Origin of the sequence: Enterobacter cloacae complex sp. AR_0002, assembly GCF_001922365.1 — a bacterium.
Lineage (GTDB): Bacteria > Pseudomonadota > Gammaproteobacteria > Enterobacterales > Enterobacteriaceae > Enterobacter > Enterobacter hormaechei_C.
In genome coordinates this window covers 2,058,670-2,079,475 of record NZ_CP018814.1, presented here as the reverse complement: position 1 = coordinate 2,079,475, position 20,806 = coordinate 2,058,670, and the positions used below count along the sequence as shown (strand labels likewise).

The window sequence follows — 20,806 nt, the reverse complement described above, 5'->3', positions numbered from 1 at the left end:
CCCGGACTACAATTCAGCATTCACCGTTAAAAATAATCAGGAGTATTCATGAAACAAACCGTTTATACCGCCAGTCCTGAAAGTCAGCAGATCCATGTCTGGCGTTTGAATACAGAAGGTTCGCTTACGCTGGTTCAGGTTGTTGATGTGCCAGGCCAGGTGCAGCCGATGGTCGTCAGCCCGGATAAACGTTTTCTTTATGTCGGCGTACGCCCCGAATTCCGCGTACTGGCATACCGCATCTCCCCGGATGACGGCGCGCTGACCTATACCGCAGAAGCCCCGCTGCCGGGCAGCCCGACCCATATTTCCACTGACCATAAAGGCAACTTTATCTTCAGCGGCTCCTACAATGCAGGCTGCGTGAGCGTCACCCGCCTGGAAGACGGTATTCCCGTTAAAACCGTCGACGTGGTAGAAGGGCTCGAAGGTTGCCACTCCGCCAACATTTCGCCGGATAACCGCACGCTGTGGGTGCCAGCGCTTAAGCAGGACCGCATCTGCCTGTTTACCCTGAGCGATGACGGCCATCTGGTCGCGCAGAGCCCGGCGGAAGTCACCACCGTTGAAGGCGCAGGCCCGCGCCACATGGTCTTCCACCCGAATCAGCAGTATGCCTATGTCGTTAACGAGCTGAACAGCTCGGTAGACGTGTGGGAGCTGAACGATCCTAACGGGCAGATCGAGTGCGTACAGACGCTGGACATGATGCCATCTGATTTCTCTGACACACGCTGGGCGGCAGACATTCACATCACGCCGGATGGCCGTCACCTGTATGCCTGTGACCGTACCTCCAGTCTGATCACCGTCTTCAGCGTCTCCGAAGACGGCAGCGTTCTGGCAGTTGAAGGCTTCCAGCCGACAGAAACCCAGCCGCGCGGCTTTAATGTCGACCACAGCGGCAAATACCTGATTGCGGCGGGGCAGAAATCCCACCACATTGCGCTCTATGAAATCCAGGGCGTGCAGGGTCTACTGGAAGAGAAAGGACGCTATGCGGTCGGACAAGGGCCGATGTGGGTTGTGATTAACGCTCATTGATCCGTAGACGAAAAAAAACCTCGCAAATGCGAGGTTTTTTATGCGCGGTTAATGCATGTGGCAGGCCGGGTAAGGCGCAGCCGCCACCCGGCAGCAGGCATTTTACTGCTTCGGCTCAGCAACCACTTTGCTACCCAGACCGCGGTTGTTGTATTCCCACATGCGGTTGAAGTTAGCGTCGTTCAGGTTACGCTGCACGTTGTCTTTATCATCCACCGTGCCGGTGTTGCCGGAGAAAGGACGTTTCGAGATCGCCGCATCCGCCCACGGTTTCGCCATGTTAAAGCCTTCGTTAATCACGCTGTCGCGGATCACGACCTGGCCGTTAGTGGCGGAGTCCACGTCCAGAGAGCGACCAAGCTGCGCCACGCCATCGCCAGCAGCAGTAAAGCGGCTATTCACGGCCAGGAAGCCATAGAACAGGTTAGACTGCGTGGCCGGTGCAAAGACGTAACCTTCCTGCTGCGTACGTGAATTCACCACGCGGAAGTCGGTGTTATCAAATACCACCGCGCCGCGGCCAGAGACCATATCCACGTCGCCTTCAATGTAGCTGTTGGTGACCAGAGTACGCGTCAGACGGTTGTTCTGAAGGGTATTCTGCACGCCGCTGTTGGTCACGAAGAAGGTGTTCTGGCGGCCCAGGATATTGACGTTGTTAATCTGTACCTTGTCGCCATCGCTACGCAGCGCCACGGCCTGATGATTACCTGCGTCAACGCTGTCGCCCAGGGTGTTCTGAATGGTCAGGTTCTGCAATTGCAGGCCACTGTTCTGTGACCAGAATACCGCCGAACACATCACGCCAATGGTGGCGGCACGCTTGCGCTGGCAGTTATCAAACATATACCACGCCGGTTTACCTGGCATGTATTTACCGGCCGGGTTTACCAGATGGCGCCAGGTGGTGCTGTCGATCTCTGAATCAATCGCCAGGCCAATCTTTACGTCGACCGCTTTTTCGCCCAGGCCGTAAAGTGTAATGCTTCCCGGTGCCGCCGGAACATAAACGGTTCCTTCGTATTCACCCGGCAGGATGGCAATGTACTGACGAGATGCGCTGTGTTTGGTGATTGCGGCATCAACGGCTGCCTGAATAGAGGTGTGTGTAACGCCCTGCGCCCCGGCCGGGCCGACAACGAAGTCTGGCTGTTTCGGCAGGTTAATAGAAGAAGGCGTCCACGGGGCTGCATTGGGATCCATCGCCGAGAAATAGTGCGCACGGGTGAAGTTCTTCGCTTCAGCCGCTGACAGGATCGGACGGGAAGCGGTGCCCGGAGCAACCTGCTCAGAAGGTTGCTGATCCGGTGGTGTTGAACTGCAAGCGGATAAAGTCACGCCAAAGGCGAGTGCCAACGCCAGACGGGAAATCCTGGAAATATTCAAGGTAATGCTCCTGGGTATGCAAGTCTTATCTGGATAGACGAAATAGCCTGCTTTTTTATACTAAGTTGAGCGAAACGGGAAGATAAAAACCGGAAAAGTTGCATTTTTGCCCGCAGGCGACGGGAAAGTCATCACAAATAAATAACATTTTCCCCCAATGCGGTTGACAGCAGGCGGCAGATGAAAATAAATGTCTATACAACCCATGACAAGTGGAAGGCACATGCAGCAGCTTAATCCCGATGATGTTATATGGCGAAATGCGCGACTGGCAACCCTGGCGACAGGCGAGGCGGAACCCTACGGCCTGAGAGAACAACATGCCCTCGTTGTGCGCGGCCAGACGATTCTGGCCATTATTCCTGAATCCGAGATCCCCTCCGGGCATCGTCAGTGTGTCGATCTCGACGGGCGTCTGGTTACTCCCGGCCTGATCGATTGCCACACCCACCTGGTGTTCGGCGGCGATCGTGCAGCGGAATGGGAGCAACGGCTTAACGGCGTGTCATATCAGACCATTAGCGCGCAGGGCGGCGGAATTAACGCCACGGTCACGGCCACCCGCAACAGTTCGCCGGAAACGCTCCTGACGGTGGCGCAGCAGCGACTCCAGCGGCTGATGAATGAAGGCGTAACGACCGTTGAAATCAAATCAGGATACGGTCTGAATGCCGAAGCCGAAGAGAAAATGCTGCTGGTTGCCCGCCAGCTCAGCCTGAATAATCTGGTCGATATCAGCCCGACGCTGCTGGCCGCGCATGCCGTTCCTGCCGAGTACCGACAGGATCCGGATGCCTATCTGGCGCTGGTCTGTGAGCAGATCATGCCCACGCTGTGGCAAAAAGAGTTATTTGAAGCGGTGGACGTGTTTTGTGAAAACGTCGGCTTTACCCCGGCGCAAACCGAGCGCCTGTTCCGGGCCGCCGCCGCGCTCGGGGTCCCGGTAAAAGGGCATGTAGAACAACTGTCGAATCTTGGCGGCGCAGCGCTGGTCAGCCAGTATAAAGGGCTGTCGGCCGATCATATTGAGTATCTCGATGATGCAGGTATTCAGGCGATGGCGCAAAGCGGCACGGTGGCGGTATTGCTCCCCGGCGCGTTCTATTTTCTTCAGGAGCGCCAGCGTCCACCGGTGGCGCAGCTCAGAGAGCAGGGTGTGCCGATGGCGGTGGCTACCGACTACAACCCGGGCACCAGTCCGTTTGCCAGCCTGCATCTGGCAATGAACATGGCCTGCGTCCAGTTTGGCCTCACGCCGGAAGAGGCCTGGGCTGGCGTGACGCGGCATGCGGCGCAGGCGCTAGGACGTGCTGCGACGCACGGGCAGTTAAAGCCCGGTTATGTGGCTGATTTCGTCGTCTGGGAGGCGAATCATCCGGTTGAGATGGTTTACGAGCCGGGGCGGAATCCTTTGCATCAACGCGTGTTTCGGGGGCAGGTAGCATGAAACTGTGGCATCCCGTCTCCCCGCAGGTCTGGCAGGGGCGTGACGACAGCGCCGAGTCCAGCACCGCGAAACGTCTCTTCCAGACCATACAGCAGCGCGAACACTTTTCTCCCGTGCCGTCAGGCATTGCCCTGCTGGGCTTTGAATGTGATGAAGGGGTTAAGCGTAACCAGGGCAGGCCCGGTGCTGCACAGGCGCCCGATGTGTTGCGCGGCGCGCTGGCGAATATGGCGAGCCATCAGGGGCATGCGCGCCTCGTGGATATGGGTTCTGTTTATGTTGAAGGACACGCGCTGGAGGCGGCACAGCAGGCGCTGAGCGAGGCCATAACCGCGTGCCAGCAATCCGGGATGCGTACTCTGGTTTTCGGCGGTGGACATGAAACCGCCTGGGCGCACGGACGCGGCGTGCTGGACGCCTTTCCGAACGATCGCATTGCGGTGATCAACCTGGATGCGCACCTCGATTTACGCAAGGCTGAACGGGCAACGTCCGGCACGCCGTTCCGCCAGCTGGCGCACTACTGCGCGTCTCAGTCTCGGGTGTTTCACTACGCCTGCCTGGGGGTAAGCCGTGCGGCGAATACTCAGGCGCTGTGGGAGGAAGCTGAGCGGTTGAACGTGACGCTGGTTGAAGATCTCGATTTTCGCCGGGATGCGCTATCCGCGCTGGATAGCGTGCTTACGCAGGCAGACCGGGTTTATCTCACCGTTGACCTCGATGTGCTGCCTGCCGCAGAAATGCCCGCCGTGTCCGCCCCTGCGGCGTTGGGGATCCCGGCGCTGGATCTGTTCCCGGTGATTGAGCGTATCTGCCGAAGCGGTAAACTACAGGCGGCGGATCTGGTGGAATTTAATCCGCACTACGATCGGGACGGTCAGGGGGCGAAGCTTGCCGCCCGACTGGCCTGGCAAATTGCTCACTGGTGGGCATAACAACATTCAAGGAGTCATGATGTTTTCACGCTCGCCCCTGCCGCAGCCGAGCCCTCCCGCGCCTTTTTACGAAAAGGTGAAGCAGGCGATCAGCGAAAAAATCGCAGCCGGCGTCTGGCGCCCGCATGACCGCATTCCGTCCGAAGCCGAACTGGTCGCGCAGTTTGGCTTTAGTCGAATGACCATTAACCGGGCGCTGCGGGAGCTGACCGATGAAGGGTTACTGGTGCGCCTGCAAGGGGTCGGGACATTTGTGGCGGAGCCAAAAGGACAGTCGGCGCTGTTTGAAATCCGCAGCATTGCCGATGAAATTGCCGCCCGCAACCATCAGCACCACTGCGAGGTGCTGGTGCTTGAAGAGACGCAGGCCAGCGCCGAACAGGCCATCGAGCTGAACGTTACCGAGGGCACCCGGATTTTCCATTCGGTGATGGTGCACTATGAGAACGACATTCCGGTCCAGATTGAAGATCGCTGCGTCAACGCGGAGCGGATACCGGACTATCTGAATCAGGATTACACCCAAACCACACCGCATGCGTATCTCTCGCTCGTCGCCCCGCTGACGGAAGGGGAGCATATCGTGGAAGCCGTGCGCGCCACGCCGCAGGAATGCGAGCTGTTGCGTATTAAAGAGCACGATCCCTGCCTGCTGATCCGCCGTCGTACCTGGTCGTCCTCGCAAATTGTGTCGCATGCGAAGCTGCTGTTCCCGGGAAATCGCTACCGGTTGCAGGGCCACTTTATGTCATAAGTTTTATAAGCGTGATCGCTAACGCAATATAGCAAAATTGTATCTTTTTTGTTAAATCCGACCTTGTGTGTGCTTGTCTATACAAGTATATCTAAATGCATCATCTGTCCCTTATGAGGAACACACAATGTCGTCAGATAAATACCGCAAGCAGGATGTCCGCGCCGCGCGCGGCACCACGCTCACCGCAAAAAGCTGGCTCACCGAAGCACCGCTGCGCATGTTGATGAACAACCTTGATCCTGAGGTAGCAGAAAATCCCCACGAGCTGGTGGTCTACGGCGGCATTGGCCGCGCCGCACGCAACTGGGCGTGCTATGACGCGATTGTCGAGTCTTTGACGAATCTCGAAAACGACGAAACGCTGCTGGTGCAATCCGGCAAACCGGTTGGCGTATTCAAAACCCATAAAAATGCGCCCCGCGTGCTGATTGCCAACTCCAACCTGGTGCCGCACTGGGCGACGTGGGAACACTTCAACGAGCTGGACGCAAAAGGGCTGGCCATGTACGGCCAGATGACCGCCGGTAGCTGGATCTACATCGGCAGCCAGGGGATTGTGCAGGGCACCTATGAAACCTTCGTGGAAGCGGGCCGTCAGCACTATAACGGCTCACTGAAAGGCCGCTGGGTGCTCACCGCCGGACTGGGCGGCATGGGCGGCGCGCAGCCGCTGGCCGCGACGCTGGCGGGCGCGTGCTCCCTGAACATTGAGTGCCAGCAGAGCCGCATCGATTTCCGTCTGCGTACCCGCTATGTCGATGAACAGGCCGACAACCTCGATGACGCGCTGGCGCGCATCAAAAAGTACACCGCTGAAGGCAAAGCCGTGTCGGTTGCCCTGTGCGGCAACGCGGCGGATATTCTGCCGGAACTGGTGGCGCGCGGCGTGCGTCCGGATCTGGTCACCGACCAGACCAGCGCTCACGATCCGCTCCACGGCTATCTGCCAAAAGGCTGGACGTGGGAAGACTACCAGCAAAAAGCGGAAACCGATCCTGAGGGCACGGTACTGGCGGCTAAACGCGCCATGGCGGAACACGTCTCCGCGATGCTGGCCTTCAGTAAGATGGGTATTCCGACCTTTGATTACGGGAATAACATCCGCCAGATGGCGAAAGAAATGGGGGTGAATAACGCCTTTGACTTCCCCGGCTTCGTGCCCGCCTATATCCGTCCTCTGTTCTGCCGCGGCATTGGGCCGTTCCGCTGGGTTGCCCTGTCCGGCGATCCGGAGGATATCTACAAAACCGATGCCAGAGTGAAAGAGATTGTCGCCGATGACGAACACCTGCATCGCTGGCTGGATATGGCGCGCGAGCGCATTAACTTCCAGGGCCTGCCGGCGCGTATCTGCTGGGTCGGGCTGGAGTGGCGGCAAAAACTCGGCCTCGCCTTTAACGAAATGGTGCGCAGCGGCGAAGTCTCCGCGCCGATCGTCATTGGCCGCGACCACCTGGACTCCGGCTCTGTCGCCAGTCCGAACCGTGAAACCGAAGCCATGCGCGACGGCTCGGATGCGGTCTCCGACTGGCCGCTGCTGAATGCCCTGCTGAACACCGCCAGCGGCGCGACCTGGGTGTCGCTGCACCACGGCGGCGGCGTCGGGATGGGCTTCTCCCAGCACTCCGGGATGGTCATCGTCTGTGACGGAACTGATGAAGCGGCCGCGCGTATCGCTCGCGTGCTGCACAACGACCCGGCAACCGGCGTGATGCGTCACGCGGATGCGGGTTACGAGATTGCCATTGATTGTGCCAAAGAGCAGGGCCTGAACCTGCCGATGATCCCCGCCACACAAGGAAAGCCTGCATGAACGCGTTAACACTTACTCCCGGCTCGCTGACGCTCAAACAGCTGCGTCACGTCTGGCGTCAGCCGGTGACACTCTCCCTTGATGAAAGCGCCCACCGTGCCATTAACGACAGCGTGGCCTGCGTGGAGGCGATTGTGGCGGAGGGGCGCACCGCCTACGGCATCAATACCGGGTTTGGCCTGCTGGCGCAGACCCGCATCGCCACGCACGATCTGGAGAATTTACAGCGTTCGCTGGTGCTGTCGCACGCGGCGGGGGTTGGCCAGCCGCTGGACGATGAGATCGTCCGCCTGATGATGGTGTTGAAAATCAACAGCCTGGCGCGTGGGTTTTCCGGCATTCGTCTGAGCGTGATCCAGGCGCTGATGGCGCTGGTCAATGCGGAAGTTTATCCGTGGATCCCGGCGAAGGGCTCCGTCGGCGCCTCCGGCGATCTGGCGCCGCTGGCGCATATGTCACTGCTCCTGCTGGGTGAAGGCCAGGCGCGCTGGCAGGGCGAGTGGCTGTCTGCGAAAGAGGCGCTGAAAAAAGCCGGTTTAACGCCGATTACCCTCGCGGCAAAAGAGGGGCTGGCGCTGCTCAACGGCACGCAGGCCTCGACCGCTTTCGCGCTGCGCGGCCTGTTTGAAGCGGAAGATCTGTTCGCCTCCGCGGTGGTGTGCGGTGCGCTGACCACCGAGGCGGTGCTCGGCTCGCGTCGTCCGTTCGACGCGCGTATTCACGAGGTGCGCGGCCAGCGCGGTCAGATTGATGCCGCTGCCATGTACCGCCACGTACTTACTGATACCAGCGACATTGCCGATTCGCATCACAACTGCGAGAAGGTGCAGGATCCGTATTCCCTGCGCTGCCAGCCGCAGGTGATGGGCGCATGCCTGACGCAGCTGCGCCAGGCGGCAGAAGTGCTGCTGGTGGAGGCCAATGCGGTGTCCGATAACCCGCTGGTGTTTGCCCAGGAAAACGAGGTGGTTTCTGGCGGCAACTTCCACGCCGAGCCGGTGGCGATGGCGGCAGATAATATCGCGCTGGCGATTGCCGAAATCGGGGCGCTGTCTGAGCGTCGAATCGCGCTGATGATGGATAAGCACATGTCCCAGCTGCCACCATTCCTGGTGCGTAACGGCGGCGTGAACTCGGGCTTTATGATCGCCCAGGTCACCGCCGCGGCACTGGCAAGCGAGAACAAGGCGCTGTCGCACCCGCACAGCGTGGACAGCCTGCCAACCTCAGCCAACCAGGAAGATCACGTGTCGATGGCCCCGGCTGCCGGGCGTCGTCTGTGGGAGATGGCCTCTAACACCCGCGGCGTGCTGGCGGTGGAGTGGCTGGCGGCGTGTCAGGGTATTGATTTGCGCGAAGGGCTAACATCCAGCCCGCTGCTGGAGCAGGCGCGTCATACGCTGCGCGAGCACGTTACGCACTACGATGACGACCGCTTCTTTGCGCCGGATATTGATAAGGCGATGCAGCTTCTGGAAGAAGGGCGGCTGGTGGGGTTATTGCCTTCCGTGCTGTGATTTTTACCCTCACCCTAACCCTCTCCCTGTGGGAGAGGGCCGGGGTGAGGGCATCAGCCCGCACGATTACGAATACATCGCCGTAATCGACGCGCTACCCAGCGAATGGAAATGCACGTTAAAGCCTACCATCGCGCCGCTCGCCCCTTCGTCGACCTCAATCTTGTCAACATCCAGCGCGTGCACGGTGAAGATATAGCGGTGCGTTTCCCCTTTTGGCGGCGCCGCGCCGCCGTAGCCCGCTTTGCCAAAGTCAGTGCGCGTCTGAATCGCACCGTCAGGCAGAGCAACCAGATCGGAACCGGAGCCCTGCGGTAATACGCGCGTGTCGGCGGGCAGGTTTGCCACGATCCAGTGCCACCAGCCCGACCCGGTTGGCGCATCCGGATCGTAGCAGGTCACAACAAAACTTTTGGTTCCCGCTGGCACATCGTCCCACGCCAGATGGGGAGAGATATTATCCCCCTGATAACCCATCCCGTTAAACACGTGACGTTCCGGCAGCTTTTCGCCGTCGCGCAAATCTTTACTGATGATTTTCATCCGATTTTCCTCGTTACTCACTCATTCAGAAAGTGTAACGCATGGGGTTAAATCGCGAAATGCGCTGAAGTGTTAACGGCTTCAACCACTGCCCCGGTCAGCTTGCGGAGCTGATCCGCAGAAATGCTGTACGGCGGCATGAGGTAAATCAGCTTACCGAAAGGTCGCACCCACACGCCCTGGTCAACGAAGAAGCGCTGCAACGCGGCCATGTTCACCGGATGCTTTGTCTCGATTACCCCGATGGCGCCCAGTACGCGGACGTCCGCGACGTATTCCGCCTCCGCCGCCGCGCTTAACTGCTGCTTCAGCTGCGCCTCAATCGCCGCCACCTGCGTCTGCCACGCGCCGCTCTCCAGAATGGCGAGGCTTTCGCTTGCCACGGCGCAGGCCAGCGGGTTGCCCATAAACGTCGGGCCGTGCATAAAGCAGCCCGCGTCACCGTCGCTGATGGTGTCGGCAACCTGGCGCGTGGTAAGCGTGGCGGAGAGCGTCATGGTGCCGCCGGTGAGCGCTTTCCCCAGGCACAGAATATCCGGCGCGATCCCCGCATGCTCGCAGGCAAACAGCTTCCCGGTACGGCCAAAGCCGGTGGCGATCTCATCGGCAATCAGCAAAATTCCTTCGCGGTCGCACATCTTCCGAATGCGCTTCAGCCACTCGGGGTGATAGATCCGCATTCCGCCCGCGCCCTGCACAATCGGTTCGAGAATAACGGCGGCAATCTCGTGGCGATGGGCCGCCATCAGCCGCGCGAAGCCCACCATGTCCATCTCGTCCCATTCGCCGTCGAAGCGGCTCTGCGGGGCTGGCGCAAACAGGTTTTCCGGCAGGTAGCCTTTCCACAGGCTGTGCATGGAGTTGTCCGGATCGCACACCGACATCGCCCCGAAGGTGTCGCCGTGATAGCCGTTGCGGAAGGTGAGGAACCGCTGGCGCGTTTCGCCCTTCGCATGCCAGTACTGCAACGCCATTTTCATCGCCACTTCCACGGCCACCGAGCCGGAGTCGGCCAGGAAAACACACTCCAGCGATTCAGGCGTCATCGCTACCAGGCGACGGCATAAATCCACCGCGGGCTGATGTGTGATCCCGCCAAACATCACGTGTGACATCTGGTCAATCTGCGCTTTCATCGCCGCGTTCAGACGCGGGTGGTTGTAGCCATGGATCGCCGCCCACCAGGAGGACATCCCGTCAACAAGCCGCTCGCCGCTGGCGAGATGCAGCTCGCAGCCGTGGGCAGAGGCTACCGGATAGACGGGAAGGGGGCGGGTCGTGGAGGTGTAAGGGTGCCAGATATGCTGCTTGTCGAAGGCGAGATCGTCCTGGGTCATAATCGACTTGTAAACCATTTTGAAAAGTTTTAGGTTTACAAGTATAAACCGAACCGACAATTAACAAAACCCTTTGGAGAAGCCCGATGGCTCACCACGCACGCTGGACGATGTCGCAAGTCACTGAATTATTCAATAAACCTTTCCTGGAGCTGATGTTTGAGGCGCAACAGGTGCACCGCCAGCACTTCGATCCGCGTCATGTTCAGGTCAGCACGCTGCTGTCGATCAAAACCGGGGCTTGCCCGGAAGACTGCAAATATTGCCCGCAAAGCGCGCGCTATAAAACCGGTCTCGAATCCGAGCGCCTGATGGAAGTGGAGCAGGTGCTCGACTCCGCGCGCAAGGCCAAAAACGCTGGCTCGACCCGCTTCTGCATGGGCGCGGCGTGGAAAAATCCGCATGACCGCGACATGCCCTATCTGGAGCAGATGGTGAAGGGGGTGAAGGAGATGGGGCTTGAAGCCTGCATGACCCTGGGTACGCTGAACGAGGAGCAGGCGCAGCGTCTCTCGGCGGCGGGGCTGGATTACTACAACCACAACCTTGATACCTCGCCGGAGTTCTACGGCAACATCATCACCACGCGTACCTATCAGGAGCGTCTGGACACGCTGGATAAAGTGCGTGATGCGGGGATCAAGGTCTGTTCCGGCGGGATCGTGGGACTGGGCGAGACGGTAAAAGATCGTGCCGGCCTGCTGTTACAGCTGGCAAACCTGCCGACCCCGCCGGAAAGCGTGCCCATCAACATGCTGGTGAAGGTAAAAGGCACGCCGCTGGCGGATAACGAGGACGTGGATGCCTTCGATTTCATCCGCACCATCGCGGTGGCGCGCATCATGATGCCGACCTCTTACGTTCGCCTCTCTGCCGGTCGTGAGCAGATGAGCGAGCAGACCCAGGCGATGTGCTTCATGGCCGGGGCCAACTCCATCTTCTACGGCTGCAAACTGCTGACCACGCCAAACCCGGAAGAGGACAAAGATGTCCAGCTGTTCCGCAAGCTGGGGCTGAACCCACACCAGACCGGGGTACAGGTGGGGGATAACGAGCAACAGCAGCAGCTGGAGCAGCAGATTTTTAACGCCGACACCGACCAGTTCTACAACGCGGCAGCCGTATGACCTGGCAGGCACGTATCAGGACCGCGCTCGACGAGCGGCGGGCGGCGGATGCGTTTCGGGTGCGCAGGGTAGTGGAAAACGGTGCAGGCCGTTTTCTCACCCGGGAAGGAGAGCGGTTCTGTAATTTCTCCAGCAACGATTATCTGGGACTGAGCCAGCACCCGCAGATCGTTCGCGCCTGGCAGCAGGGCGCGGATCGTTACGGCGTGGGCAGCGGCGGCTCCGGGCACGTCAGCGGCTACACCACGGCGCATCAGGCGCTGGAGGAAGAGCTGGCCGACTGGCTGGGCTACCCGCGGGCGCTGCTGTTTATCTCCGGTTTTGCCGCGAATCAGGCGGTGATTGCCGCCCTGATGGGCAAAGATGACCGCATCGTCGCGGACCGCCTGAGCCACGCGTCTCTGCTTGAAGCGGCCAGTCTCAGCCCGGCGCAGCTGCGGCGTTTTGCCCATAACAATGCCTCTCAGCTGAACGTTCTGCTGGGTAAACCCTGTTCTGGGCTTCAGCTGGCGGTGACGGAAGGGGTATTCAGCATGGACGGCGACAGCGCGCCCCTTGCCACCTTGCATGACGTCGCAAAACAGCAGAACGCCTGGCTGCTGGTCGACGATGCCCACGGCATTGGCGTGACCGGCGAGGAGGGGCGCGGAAGCGCGCACCAGCAACGCGTCAGGCCGGAACTGCTGGTGGTCACCTTCGGCAAAGGCTTCGGCGTCAGCGGCGCCGCGGTGTTGTGCAGCGAGCCGGTGGCCGATTACCTGGTGCAGTTCGCCCGTCACCTGATCTACAGCACCAGCATGCCCCCGGCGCAGGCCGTGGCGCTCTCTGCGTCGCTTGCGGTGATCCGCGGCGAAGACGGCGCTGAACGCCGGGCGCGCCTGGCCGACCATATTCAGCGTTTTCGCCGGGGGATAAGCGAGCTGTCTTACCGGCTTACCGACTCGCACAGCGCCATTCAGCCCGTAATTGTGGGTGAAAACCATCGGGCGCTGATGCTGGCACAGGCGCTACGAGAACGCGGGCAGTGGGTCACGGCGATCCGCCCACCCACCGTGCCACCAGGCACCGCGCGCTTGCGTCTGACGCTCACGGCAGCGCATGAGCCGCAGGATATCGATACGCTTCTGGAGGCACTGTATGTCTCTCGTCAATAAACAGGCCGTTGCCGCCGCGTTTGGCCGGGCAGCGCAAAGCTATTCACAGCACGATGAGCTGCAACGCCTGAGCGCCCGCGGGCTGCTGGCCGCGCTCGGTGACGGGCGTTTTGCGCAGGTGCTCGACGCAGGCTGCGGGCCAGGCGGCAATAGCCGTTACTGGCGCGCAACAGGTAGCCACGTCACGGCGCTGGATTTATCCGCGCAGATGCTGGATGAAGCCCGCCAGCAGCAGTCAGCAGACCGTTATCTGGTGGCCGATATCGAGGCCATCCCGCTGGAGGATGCGCTGTTTGACCTCGTCTGGAGCCATCTGGCGGTGCAGTGGTGCGCCAGCCTGCCGCAGGCCCTACGCGAGTTATACCGCGTGGCGCGGCCCGGCGGAGCGGTGGCCTTTACCACCCTGCTGGAAAGTTCGTTGCCGGAGCTGAATCAGGCGTGGAGGGCAGTGGATGCACAGCCTCATGCCAACCGGTTTCTCTCGCACGAACAGGTCACTCAGGCGCTGGCAGGCTGGCGCTATCGCAGCGTGGTCCAGACCGTCACCCTCGAATTTAGCGATGCGTTAAGCGCCATGCGATCGCTTAAGGGCATAGGCGCGACGCACCTGCACGCCGGACGGGAGAAGAAACCCCTTACCCGCGGACAACTCCAGCGTCTCGAGCTGGCCTGGCCGCAGGAGCGGGGCCGGTTCCCGCTCTCTTATCATCTTTTTCATGGGATTATTGAACGTGACTGAACGTTATTTTGTTACCGGCACGGACACTGAAGTCGGTAAAACGGTTGCCAGCGCCGCGCTGTTGCAGGCGGCGCGTCTGCTGGGGAAAACAACTGCCGGGTATAAGCCCGTAGCCTCCGGCAGCGAGATGACGCCGGAAGGCTTACGCAATACCGATGCGCTGGCGCTACAGCGTAATAGCAGCCTTGCGCTGGCCTATTCTGCGGTGAACCCCTATACCTTTGCTGAACCCACCTCGCCGCACATCGTCAGCGCCGATGAAGATCGTCCGATTGATTTTTCGGTGCTCTCTTCCGGGTTACGCGACCTGGAAACGCAGGCCGACTGGGTGCTGGTGGAGGGGGCTGGCGGCTGGTTTACCCCGCTGTCCGACGAGCAGACATTTGCTGACTGGGTGCAGGCCGAGCAGCTTCCTGTCATTCTGGTGGTCGGCGTGAAGCTTGGCTGTATCAATCACGCCATGCTGACCGCTCAGGCCGTGCAGCAGGCCGGGTTGCGTCTGGCAGGGTGGATTGCCAATGACGTGGTTGCGCCGGGTAAACGTCATGCTGAGTATCTGGCGACGCTGAAGCGGGGGCTGCCTGCGCCGTTTCTCGGCGAGATCCCGTGGCTTGCCGACGGCGCAGAGCAGGCGGAAACCGGACGCTATCTTGACCTTAGCGCCTTATGTCCCGCGCCATCCAGTGCGCAATAAGGTCGTCATCCAGCTCGTTAACGTGGCCCTGTGCCACGTTACGCCCGCGATAGAGCATGCAGAAACGATCCGCTACCCGGCGGATAAACGACAGCTGTTGCTCAGCTAACAGCACCGTCATTCCCAGCTCCCGATTCAGCCGCACCAGCAGCTGCCCCAGCCTGCGCGCGAAACCGTGCCCTGCGCCATGCATGGGCTCATCCAGAATCAACACGCGCGGGCGATTAACCAGCGCACTGGCGAGGGCCAGCTGATACTGGTCGTCAGGGGACAGCGAAGAGGCACGGCTCTGTCGCAGCGGATAGAGCTCCGGAAACAGGGCATACACGTCACTTTTTGATGTCGGGTCAGGTTTCCCTGTCGCCCGCATAGCGATATGCAGATTTTCATCGACGGTCAGCTGGGAAAATATCCGCCGATCCTGCGGGACGTAGCCTATCGTCGGCGGCGCCGTGAATGCTGACGCAGGGCTGAGCAAATTACGCGGCGGCGCGCCAGCCTCATGCCAGATGATGGTGCCGCTCTCAACGGGCACCTTTCCGGTAATGCAGTTCATGAGCGTGGATTTACCCATGCCAGGCAGGCCAACAATGCCCGTACAGATGCCTTGCGGGAAATCGATATTCACGTTCCATAGCGTATGTTGGCTTCCGTAAAACTGATTTACAGCACGCAGACTCAACATCTTTCTCTCCTTAAAAATGTGTGGGGGTGATGCACAGAGTGATGTCTGCAAAACGCCTGCCAGGAACTTCATAATGATTAAAAAAAGGCCATTTTTAGGAATAACTCACTATCAAAAGCAGTACGTTTATACGAAATGCACATTCCCGGTGCCGCGTATGTCGAATCGTGGTGCAGGAGAAATGACAGAATTGTGATTAAGATCTCGCCAGTTGCTTATGAAAAAATGAACGTTTTCCAGGCAAAAAAGAGTGATAAAAATTTTTTACTGCCGCTTCGTGGGAAAAACCGGGAATTTGCTGAAGTGCATGCTGTACGGGCTGGAGGCAGTTATCCACTATTCCTGTGGATAACCTTGTGCATTAGAGTTAGAAAACACGCGATAAGCGAGAGAATACGCGGGTTACGACCAAATTGATGGGAAACGCGGCTTAATAAATTAGTCTTTATTTTTTAACGAATTAGATAAAAGCAATTCCCTCAACGCCAGCGACACCTGTTGCCATAAAACTTTCATAACCGCCCTTGACAAATGTTAAAAAAGTAATAGTTCTGGGGATAACCCCCTGAGGCTGGTGTTTTATTTTGTCACAGTCGAAATTTGGCTCGCGAACGCTCTAATCCTCTCTGCGCTACGCTAAATATCCTGACACGCTACTGGTTTTTCATCCAGTGTTTTTTACTGGCAATCCTGGCCACAACGAGTAAAATTACTCACCTGCCGCTTATTCTGTCATCAGGTCGTCGCCCATGAGTAAACCGTTTAAACTGAATTCTGCTTTCCGTCCTTCCGGGGATCAGCCCGAGGCTATTCGTCGCCTGGAAGAGGGGCTGGAGGACGGGCTGGCGCACCAGACCCTGCTGGGGGTTACCGGTTCGGGCAAAACCTTTACCATTGCCAACGTCATTGCCGATCTCCAGCGTCCGACGATGGTCCTCGCGCCGAACAAAACGCTGGCGGCGCAGCTGTATGGTGAGATGAAAGAGTTCTTCCCGGAAAACGCGGTGGAGTATTTCGTCTCCTACTACGACTACTACCAGCCGGAAGCCTACGTTCCCAGCTCCGACACGTTTATCGAGAAAGATGCCTCGGTGAACGAACATATCGAGCAGATGCGTTTGTCGGCGACCAAGGCGCTGCTGGAGCGTCGTGATGTGGTGGTGGTGGCCTCGGTGTCGGCGATCTACGGCCTGGGCGATCCGGATCTCTATCTCAAGATGATGCTGCACCTGACGCAGGGGATGATCATCGATCAGCGGGCGATTTTGCGCCGTCTGGCGGAGTTGCAGTACACCCGTAACGATCAGGCGTTCCAGCGCGGGACCTTCCGCGTGCGTGGCGAGGTGATTGATATCTTCCCGGCGGAATCGGACGACATGGCGCTGCGCGTGGAGCTGTTCGACGAAGAGGTTGAACGCCTGTCGCTGTTCGATCCGTTGACCGGTCACGTCGAGTCGGTGATCCAGCGCTTCACCATCTACCCGAAAACGCACTACGTGACGCCACGCGAGCGTATCGTGCAGGCGATGGAAGAGATCAAAATTGAGCTGGCGGACCGCCGCAAGGTGCTGCTGGCGAACAATAAGCTGCTGGAAGAGCAACGCCTGAGCCAGCGTACCCAGTTCGATCTGGAGATGATGAACGAGCTGGGCTACTGCTCCGGCATCGAAAACTACTCGCGCTACCTATCCGGGCGCGGGCCGGGCGAAGCGCCGCCGACGCTGTTTGACTACCTTCCGGCGGACGGCCTGCTGGTGATCGACGAATCACACGTTACGATCCCCCAGATCGGCGGGATGTACCGCGGTGACCGCGCGCGTAAAGAGACGCTGGTTGAGTACGGGTTCCGACTGCCGTCAGCGCTGGACAACCGTCCGATGAAGTTTGAAGAATTTGAGGCGCTTGCTCCGCAGACCATCTACGTATCGGCGACGCCGGGCAACTACGAGCTGGAAAAATCCGGTGATGACGTGGTGGACCAGGTGGTGCGTCCGACCGGGCTGCTGGATCCGATTATCGAGGTGCGTCCGGTGGCGACGCAGGTGGACGATCTGCTCTCGGAAATACGTGCCCGTTCCGCCATCAACGAGCGCGTGCTGGTTACCACGCTCACCAAACGTATGGCGGAAGATTTGACGGAGTATCTGGAAGAACACGGTGAGAAGGTGCGGTATCTGCACTCGGATATCGATACCGTGGAGCGTATGGAGATCATCCGCGATCTGCGTCTGGGTGAGTTCGACGTGCTGGTAGGGATTAACCTTCTGCGAGAAGGGCTGGATATGCCTGAGGTGTCGCTGGTGGCGATTCTGGACGCGGACAAAGAGGGCTTCCTGCGTTCCGAGCGCTCGCTGATCCAGACCATTGGCCGCGCCGCGCGTAACGTCAACGGGAAGGCGATCCTGTACGGGGATAAAATCACCCCGTCGATGGCCAAAGCGATTGGCGAAACGGAACGTCGTCGCGAGAAGCAGCAGCGCTATAACGAAGAGCACGGCATCACGCCGCAGGGGCTGAACAAGAAGGTGGTGGATATCCTGGCGCTGGGTCAGAACATTGCGAAGACCAAAGCGAAAGGCCGCGGCAAGGCCCGTTCAGTTGTGGAAGAGGATACCGTCGCGCTGACGCCGAAAGCGTTGCAGCAGAAGATCCACGAGCTGGAAGGGCAGATGATGCAGCATGCGCAGAACCTGGAGTTCGAAGAGGCTGCGCAAATCCGCGATCAGCTGCATCAGCTGCGGGATCTGTTTATTGCGGCATCGTGAATTTTTTGCCCGGTGGCGTTTTCTCCCTCTCCCTGTGGGAGAGGGCCGGGGTGAGGGCATCAGGCCGCACAAAACGAACCTAGCCTAATGCCTGAATCGCCTTCTCCAGCGCCTCGCGTAGCAGATGGCGGTCGTGGCGATATTTAATATCGCTGGCTTCCAGCGGTTCCTGTACCACCACGCGATCGCCAATCCCTGATACATCCACTTTCGGTCCGACCACGACACCATCGATAATTTTCTTACCAACGTACTGTTCCATCAGGTCCAGCTTATCCGCCAGCGACAGGCTTGCCGCCGCCGGGCTGAGTTCGCGGCCTAAATTACCGATATAGACCATGGGCGCAGGCGTTCTGCGCAGCGCCTGCGCCAGCTCTTTCACCAGCAGGATCGGCATCAGGCTGGTGTAAAAACTTCCCGGCCCAATCAGGATCAGATCGGCCTCGCCAATCGCTTCTACCGCTTCACGCGTTGCGGGTACGCTGGGGTAGGTCATCAGCTCTTTTGGCGGCAGAAGAAGCTGGTCGATATTCACTTCACCATACACTTCGTGATCGTCAGCATCGATCGCCATCAAATCTACCGGCTGTTCGGACATTGGGATCAGGAACGCATCCACTTTTAGCAGGTTACGAATTAAATTGATCGCTTCCAGAGGGCGCACGCTCAGGTGATCCAGCGCCTTTAACATCAGATTTCCAAGGTTATGGCCTGAAAGTTCGCCATTCCCGCCAAAACGGTACTCAAACATCGCCGAGGCCACGCTTGGCTCAGTGATGAGCTGGTTGAGGCAGTTGCGCATGTCGCCCCAGGCTATCCCGCCTTCAGCACGTCGGATCCGCCCGGTTGAGCCGCCGTTGTCCGTTGTTGTCACGATGCCCGTCAGGCGTGAGCCCAGTGACGATAACGACGACATAACCCGTCCCAGCCCGTGACCTCCGCCAAGAGCGACCACGCGGTCCAGATCCGCAAAAGTGCGATTGCGCATACCTATTCCTTATCCTGTTAAGCTTGCGTCACAGTAACGCAACTACTCCTAAAAGACGATGCCTCTCACAATCCATAATGACGTATATCAATGCGAAAGCGCTGTTTTTGCGTATTCTGTAGTGAAAATGCACGATAACATCGTTATGTATAAATTTATATAGCGAAAAGCGACAATGGCGAAGTGGCGATTTCCACGCTACTATCGCCATAACCACGTTTTCAAAACTGAAAACATACACTCTAGCCCTGGCGCCTGTGTCGAGAGATATGGCGCCCTGGCCGTGGCGGATTTGCCACCAGGGTACAGAAAGAAATGACTGTGCCTCCCGATCTGGAAAGGTGTACATGGCTTCACAACTTACTGATGCTTTCGCGCGTAAGTTTTACTACTTGCGTCTGTCGATTACCGATGTGTGCAACTTCCGTTGCACCTACTGCCTGCCCGATGGCTACAAGCCGGGCAGCGTCACCAATAATGGCTTTCTCTCCGTGGATGAAGTACGCCGCGTTACGCGTGCGTTCTCGGAACTCGGCACGGAAAAAGTGCGTCTTACCGGGGGAGAGCCCTCCCTGCGTCGTGATTTCCCTGACATTATTGCCGCCGTGCGTGAAAACGAACGTATCCGCCAGATCGCGGTGACCACCAACGGTTACCGCATGGCGCGTGACGTGGCGTACTGGCGCGATGCGGGGCTGACGGCGATCAACGTCAGCGTGGACAGCCTTGATGCCCGGCAGTTTCACGCCATTACCGGTCAGGACAAGTTCCGCCAGGTGATGGACGGCATCGATGCGGCGTTTACCGCCGGGTTCGAAAAAGTCAAAGTCAACACGGTGCTGATGCGCGACGTAAACCACCATCAGTTGGACACCTTCCTGGCGTGGATTAAATCCCGTCCCATTCAACTGCGTTTTATCGAGCTGATGGAAACGGGCGAGGGCAGCGAGCTGTTCCGCCGTCACCATATTTCCGGCATGGTGTTGCGCGATGAACTGCTGAAACGCGGCTGGATCCACCAGATCCGCCAGCGCAGCGATGGCCCGGCGCAGGTTTTTTGTCATCCGGATTATGAAGGCGAAATCGGCCTGATCATGCCCTATGAAAAAGACTTCTGTGCCAGCTGCAACCGCCTGCGTGTCTCCTCCGTTGGCAAGCTCCATCTTTGCCTGTTCGGGGATGGCGGCGTCGATCTGCGCGATTTGCTGGAAGATGACGCTCAACAGGACGCGCTTGAAGCACGCATTTCCGAGGCGCTGACGCACAAAAAGCAGACCCATTTCCTGCATCAGGGCAACACCGGCATTACTCAGAACCTGTCCTATATCGGCGGGTAATCAGGCTTTAGAAGGAACCAGAAGATGAGTCAAGTAAGCGCGGAATTTATCCCGACACGCATTGCTATTCTTACCGTTTCCGAACGTCGTGGTGAAGAGGATGATACCTCCGGCCACTGGCTGCGCGAGGCGGCACACGAAGCCGGACACCAGATTGTTGATAAAGCGATCGTCAAAGAAAACCGTTACGCCATTCGCGCTCAGGTCTCACAGTGGATTGCGAACGATGACGTCCAGGTGGTGCTGATCACTGGCGGCACCGGCTTTACCGCAGGCGACCAGGCGCCGGAAGCGCTGCTCCCGCTGTTCGATCGCGAAGTGGAAGGCTTCGGCGAAGTGTTCCGCATGCTCTCGTTTGAAGAGATTGGTACCTCTACGCTTCAGTCCCGTGCTGTCGCGGGGGTGGCGAACAAGACGCTGATCTTCGCCATGCCGGGGTCGACCAAAGCCTGCCGCACCGCGTGGGAAAACATTATTGCCCCGCAGCTGGATGCTCGTACCCGTCCGTGTAATTTCCATCCCCATTTAAAGAAATAAG

18 protein-coding genes and 1 riboswitch are annotated in these 20,806 nt (G+C 58.8%); of the genes, 13 read left to right on the top strand and 5 right to left on the bottom strand.

Annotated features, from left to right (window positions below; genetic code table 11):
- Positions 1–48 precede the first annotated feature (48 nt).
- Positions 49–1,044: a 6-phosphogluconolactonase gene (pgl, locus tag AM329_RS10240; protein ID WP_003858538.1), complete on the top strand. Its 996-nt coding sequence runs from the start codon at positions 49–51 to the stop codon at positions 1,042–1,044.
- 102 nt (positions 1,045–1,146) lie between these two features.
- Here the strand turns inward: pgl and AM329_RS10235 are convergent, their stop codons facing one another.
- Positions 1,147–2,430: a putative acyl-CoA thioester hydrolase gene (locus AM329_RS10235; protein ID WP_032608888.1), complete on the bottom strand. Its 1,284-nt coding sequence runs from the start codon at positions 2,428–2,430 to the stop codon at positions 1,147–1,149.
- Positions 2,431–2,653: 223 nt separating this feature from the next.
- Between AM329_RS10235 and hutI the strand changes: the two genes are divergently transcribed.
- From hutI to hutH, 5 genes are all read left to right on the top strand, one after another.
- Positions 2,654–3,877 (top strand): imidazolonepropionase, encoded by a 1,224-nt coding sequence (gene hutI, locus AM329_RS10230; protein ID WP_032608889.1) that lies wholly within the window; start codon positions 2,654–2,656, stop codon positions 3,875–3,877.
- Complete coding sequence (gene hutG / locus AM329_RS10225) at positions 3,874–4,812, top strand: formimidoylglutamase (RefSeq protein ID WP_003858535.1); 939 nt, start codon at positions 3,874–3,876, stop codon at positions 4,810–4,812. Before hutI ends, hutG begins: the two co-directional genes overlap by 4 nt.
- Before the next feature lie 19 nt (positions 4,813–4,831).
- Positions 4,832–5,566 (top strand): histidine utilization repressor, encoded by a 735-nt coding sequence (locus tag AM329_RS10220; RefSeq protein ID WP_003858534.1) that lies wholly within the window; start codon positions 4,832–4,834, stop codon positions 5,564–5,566.
- A gap of 127 nt (positions 5,567–5,693) precedes the next feature.
- The gene (gene hutU / locus AM329_RS10215; protein WP_003858533.1) at positions 5,694–7,382 is read left to right on the top strand and encodes a urocanate hydratase; all 1,689 of its coding nucleotides are present in this window, start codon (positions 5,694–5,696) and stop codon (positions 7,380–7,382) included.
- Positions 7,379–8,899: a histidine ammonia-lyase gene (gene hutH, locus AM329_RS10210; protein ID WP_032608890.1), complete on the top strand. Its 1,521-nt coding sequence runs from the start codon at positions 7,379–7,381 to the stop codon at positions 8,897–8,899. The genes hutU and hutH overlap by 4 nt, the downstream gene beginning before the upstream one ends.
- Before the next feature lie 66 nt (positions 8,900–8,965).
- On the opposite strand, the gene AM329_RS10205 is transcribed toward hutH, so the two are convergent.
- Together AM329_RS10205 and bioA are read right to left on the bottom strand one after the other, a co-directional pair.
- Positions 8,966–9,442 (bottom strand): kinase inhibitor, encoded by a 477-nt coding sequence (locus tag AM329_RS10205; RefSeq protein ID WP_003858531.1) that lies wholly within the window; start codon positions 9,440–9,442, stop codon positions 8,966–8,968.
- Between the two features lie 47 nt (positions 9,443–9,489).
- The gene (gene bioA, locus AM329_RS10200) at positions 9,490–10,797 is read right to left on the bottom strand and encodes an adenosylmethionine--8-amino-7-oxononanoate transaminase (protein WP_022650638.1); all 1,308 of its coding nucleotides are present in this window, start codon (positions 10,795–10,797) and stop codon (positions 9,490–9,492) included.
- A gap of 68 nt (positions 10,798–10,865) precedes the next feature.
- Between bioA and bioB the strand changes: the two genes are divergently transcribed.
- From bioB to bioD, 4 genes are read left to right on the top strand one after another with little or no spacing between them, the layout of a single operon-like run.
- Positions 10,866–11,906 (top strand): biotin synthase BioB, encoded by a 1,041-nt coding sequence (bioB, locus tag AM329_RS10195; protein ID WP_003858529.1) that lies wholly within the window; start codon positions 10,866–10,868, stop codon positions 11,904–11,906.
- Positions 11,903–13,060: an 8-amino-7-oxononanoate synthase gene (bioF, locus tag AM329_RS10190; protein WP_032608892.1), complete on the top strand. Its 1,158-nt coding sequence runs from the start codon at positions 11,903–11,905 to the stop codon at positions 13,058–13,060. Before bioB ends, bioF begins: the two co-directional genes overlap by 4 nt.
- Positions 13,044–13,799 (top strand): malonyl-ACP O-methyltransferase BioC, encoded by a 756-nt coding sequence (gene bioC, locus AM329_RS10185; RefSeq protein ID WP_032608895.1) that lies wholly within the window; start codon positions 13,044–13,046, stop codon positions 13,797–13,799. The genes bioF and bioC overlap by 17 nt, the downstream gene beginning before the upstream one ends.
- Positions 13,792–14,493 (top strand): dethiobiotin synthase, encoded by a 702-nt coding sequence (bioD, locus tag AM329_RS10180; RefSeq protein ID WP_003858523.1) that lies wholly within the window; start codon positions 13,792–13,794, stop codon positions 14,491–14,493. Before bioC ends, bioD begins: the two co-directional genes overlap by 8 nt.
- On the opposite strand, the gene AM329_RS10175 is transcribed toward bioD, so the two are convergent.
- On the bottom strand, positions 14,456–15,178 hold the full coding sequence (locus tag AM329_RS10175) for an ABC transporter ATP-binding protein (protein ID WP_003858522.1): 723 nt from the start codon (positions 15,176–15,178) through the stop codon (positions 14,456–14,458). The two genes, bioD and AM329_RS10175, sit on opposite strands and share 38 nt — an antisense overlap.
- A 749-nt stretch (positions 15,179–15,927) precedes the next feature.
- Here AM329_RS10175 and uvrB point away from each other — a divergent pair.
- Complete coding sequence (gene uvrB / locus AM329_RS10165; RefSeq protein ID WP_003858519.1) at positions 15,928–17,943, top strand: excinuclease ABC subunit UvrB; 2,016 nt, start codon at positions 15,928–15,930, stop codon at positions 17,941–17,943.
- Between the two features lie 79 nt (positions 17,944–18,022).
- On the opposite strand, the gene yvcK is transcribed toward uvrB, so the two are convergent.
- Entirely contained in the window at positions 18,023–18,931 is a 909-nt protein-coding gene (gene yvcK / locus AM329_RS10160; protein WP_023299636.1) for a uridine diphosphate-N-acetylglucosamine-binding protein YvcK, read from the bottom strand.
- A 226-nt stretch (positions 18,932–19,157) separates the two neighbouring features.
- Positions 19,158–19,291, top strand: a riboswitch (molybdenum cofactor riboswitch).
- On the opposite strand from yvcK, the gene moaA reads away from it, so the two are divergent.
- Positions 19,279–20,268, top strand: a complete 990-nt coding sequence (gene moaA / locus AM329_RS10155; protein WP_003858516.1) for a GTP 3',8-cyclase MoaA — start codon at positions 19,279–19,281, stop codon at positions 20,266–20,268. (Overlaps the previous riboswitch by 13 nt.)
- Positions 20,269–20,292: 24 nt before the next feature.
- Positions 20,293–20,805, top strand: a complete 513-nt coding sequence (gene moaB / locus AM329_RS10150) for a molybdenum cofactor biosynthesis protein B (protein WP_003858514.1) — start codon at positions 20,293–20,295, stop codon at positions 20,803–20,805.
- Position 20,806: the final 1 nt, after the last annotated feature.

What these genes read in the sequence shown, in the direction of transcription:
- pgl (WP_003858538.1), top strand. Translation starts at nt 49, where the DNA reads ATGAAACAAACCGTTTATACCGCCAGTCCTGAAAGTCAGCAGATCCAT.
- hutI (WP_032608889.1), top strand. Translation starts at nt 2,654, where the DNA reads ATGCAGCAGCTTAATCCCGATGATGTTATATGGCGAAATGCGCGACTG.
- hutG (WP_003858535.1), top strand. Translation starts at nt 3,874, where the DNA reads ATGAAACTGTGGCATCCCGTCTCCCCGCAGGTCTGGCAGGGGCGTGAC.
- AM329_RS10220 (WP_003858534.1), top strand. Translation starts at nt 4,832, where the DNA reads ATGTTTTCACGCTCGCCCCTGCCGCAGCCGAGCCCTCCCGCGCCTTTT.
- hutU (WP_003858533.1), top strand. Translation starts at nt 5,694, where the DNA reads ATGTCGTCAGATAAATACCGCAAGCAGGATGTCCGCGCCGCGCGCGGC.
- hutH (WP_032608890.1), top strand. Translation starts at nt 7,379, where the DNA reads ATGAACGCGTTAACACTTACTCCCGGCTCGCTGACGCTCAAACAGCTG.
- AM329_RS10205 (WP_003858531.1), bottom strand. Translation starts at nt 9,442, where the DNA reads ATGAAAATCATCAGTAAAGATTTGCGCGACGGCGAAAAGCTGCCGGAA.
- bioA (WP_022650638.1), bottom strand. Translation starts at nt 10,797, where the DNA reads ATGGTTTACAAGTCGATTATGACCCAGGACGATCTCGCCTTCGACAAG.
- bioB (WP_003858529.1), top strand. Translation starts at nt 10,866, where the DNA reads ATGGCTCACCACGCACGCTGGACGATGTCGCAAGTCACTGAATTATTC.
- bioF (WP_032608892.1), top strand. Translation starts at nt 11,903, where the DNA reads ATGACCTGGCAGGCACGTATCAGGACCGCGCTCGACGAGCGGCGGGCG.
- bioC (WP_032608895.1), top strand. Translation starts at nt 13,044, where the DNA reads ATGTCTCTCGTCAATAAACAGGCCGTTGCCGCCGCGTTTGGCCGGGCA.
- AM329_RS10175 (WP_003858522.1), bottom strand. Translation starts at nt 15,178, where the DNA reads ATGTTGAGTCTGCGTGCTGTAAATCAGTTTTACGGAAGCCAACATACG.
- uvrB (WP_003858519.1), top strand. Translation starts at nt 15,928, where the DNA reads ATGAGTAAACCGTTTAAACTGAATTCTGCTTTCCGTCCTTCCGGGGAT.
- yvcK (WP_023299636.1), bottom strand. Translation starts at nt 18,931, where the DNA reads ATGCGCAATCGCACTTTTGCGGATCTGGACCGCGTGGTCGCTCTTGGC.
- moaA (WP_003858516.1), top strand. Translation starts at nt 19,279, where the DNA reads ATGGCTTCACAACTTACTGATGCTTTCGCGCGTAAGTTTTACTACTTG.
- moaB (WP_003858514.1), top strand. Translation starts at nt 20,293, where the DNA reads ATGAGTCAAGTAAGCGCGGAATTTATCCCGACACGCATTGCTATTCTT.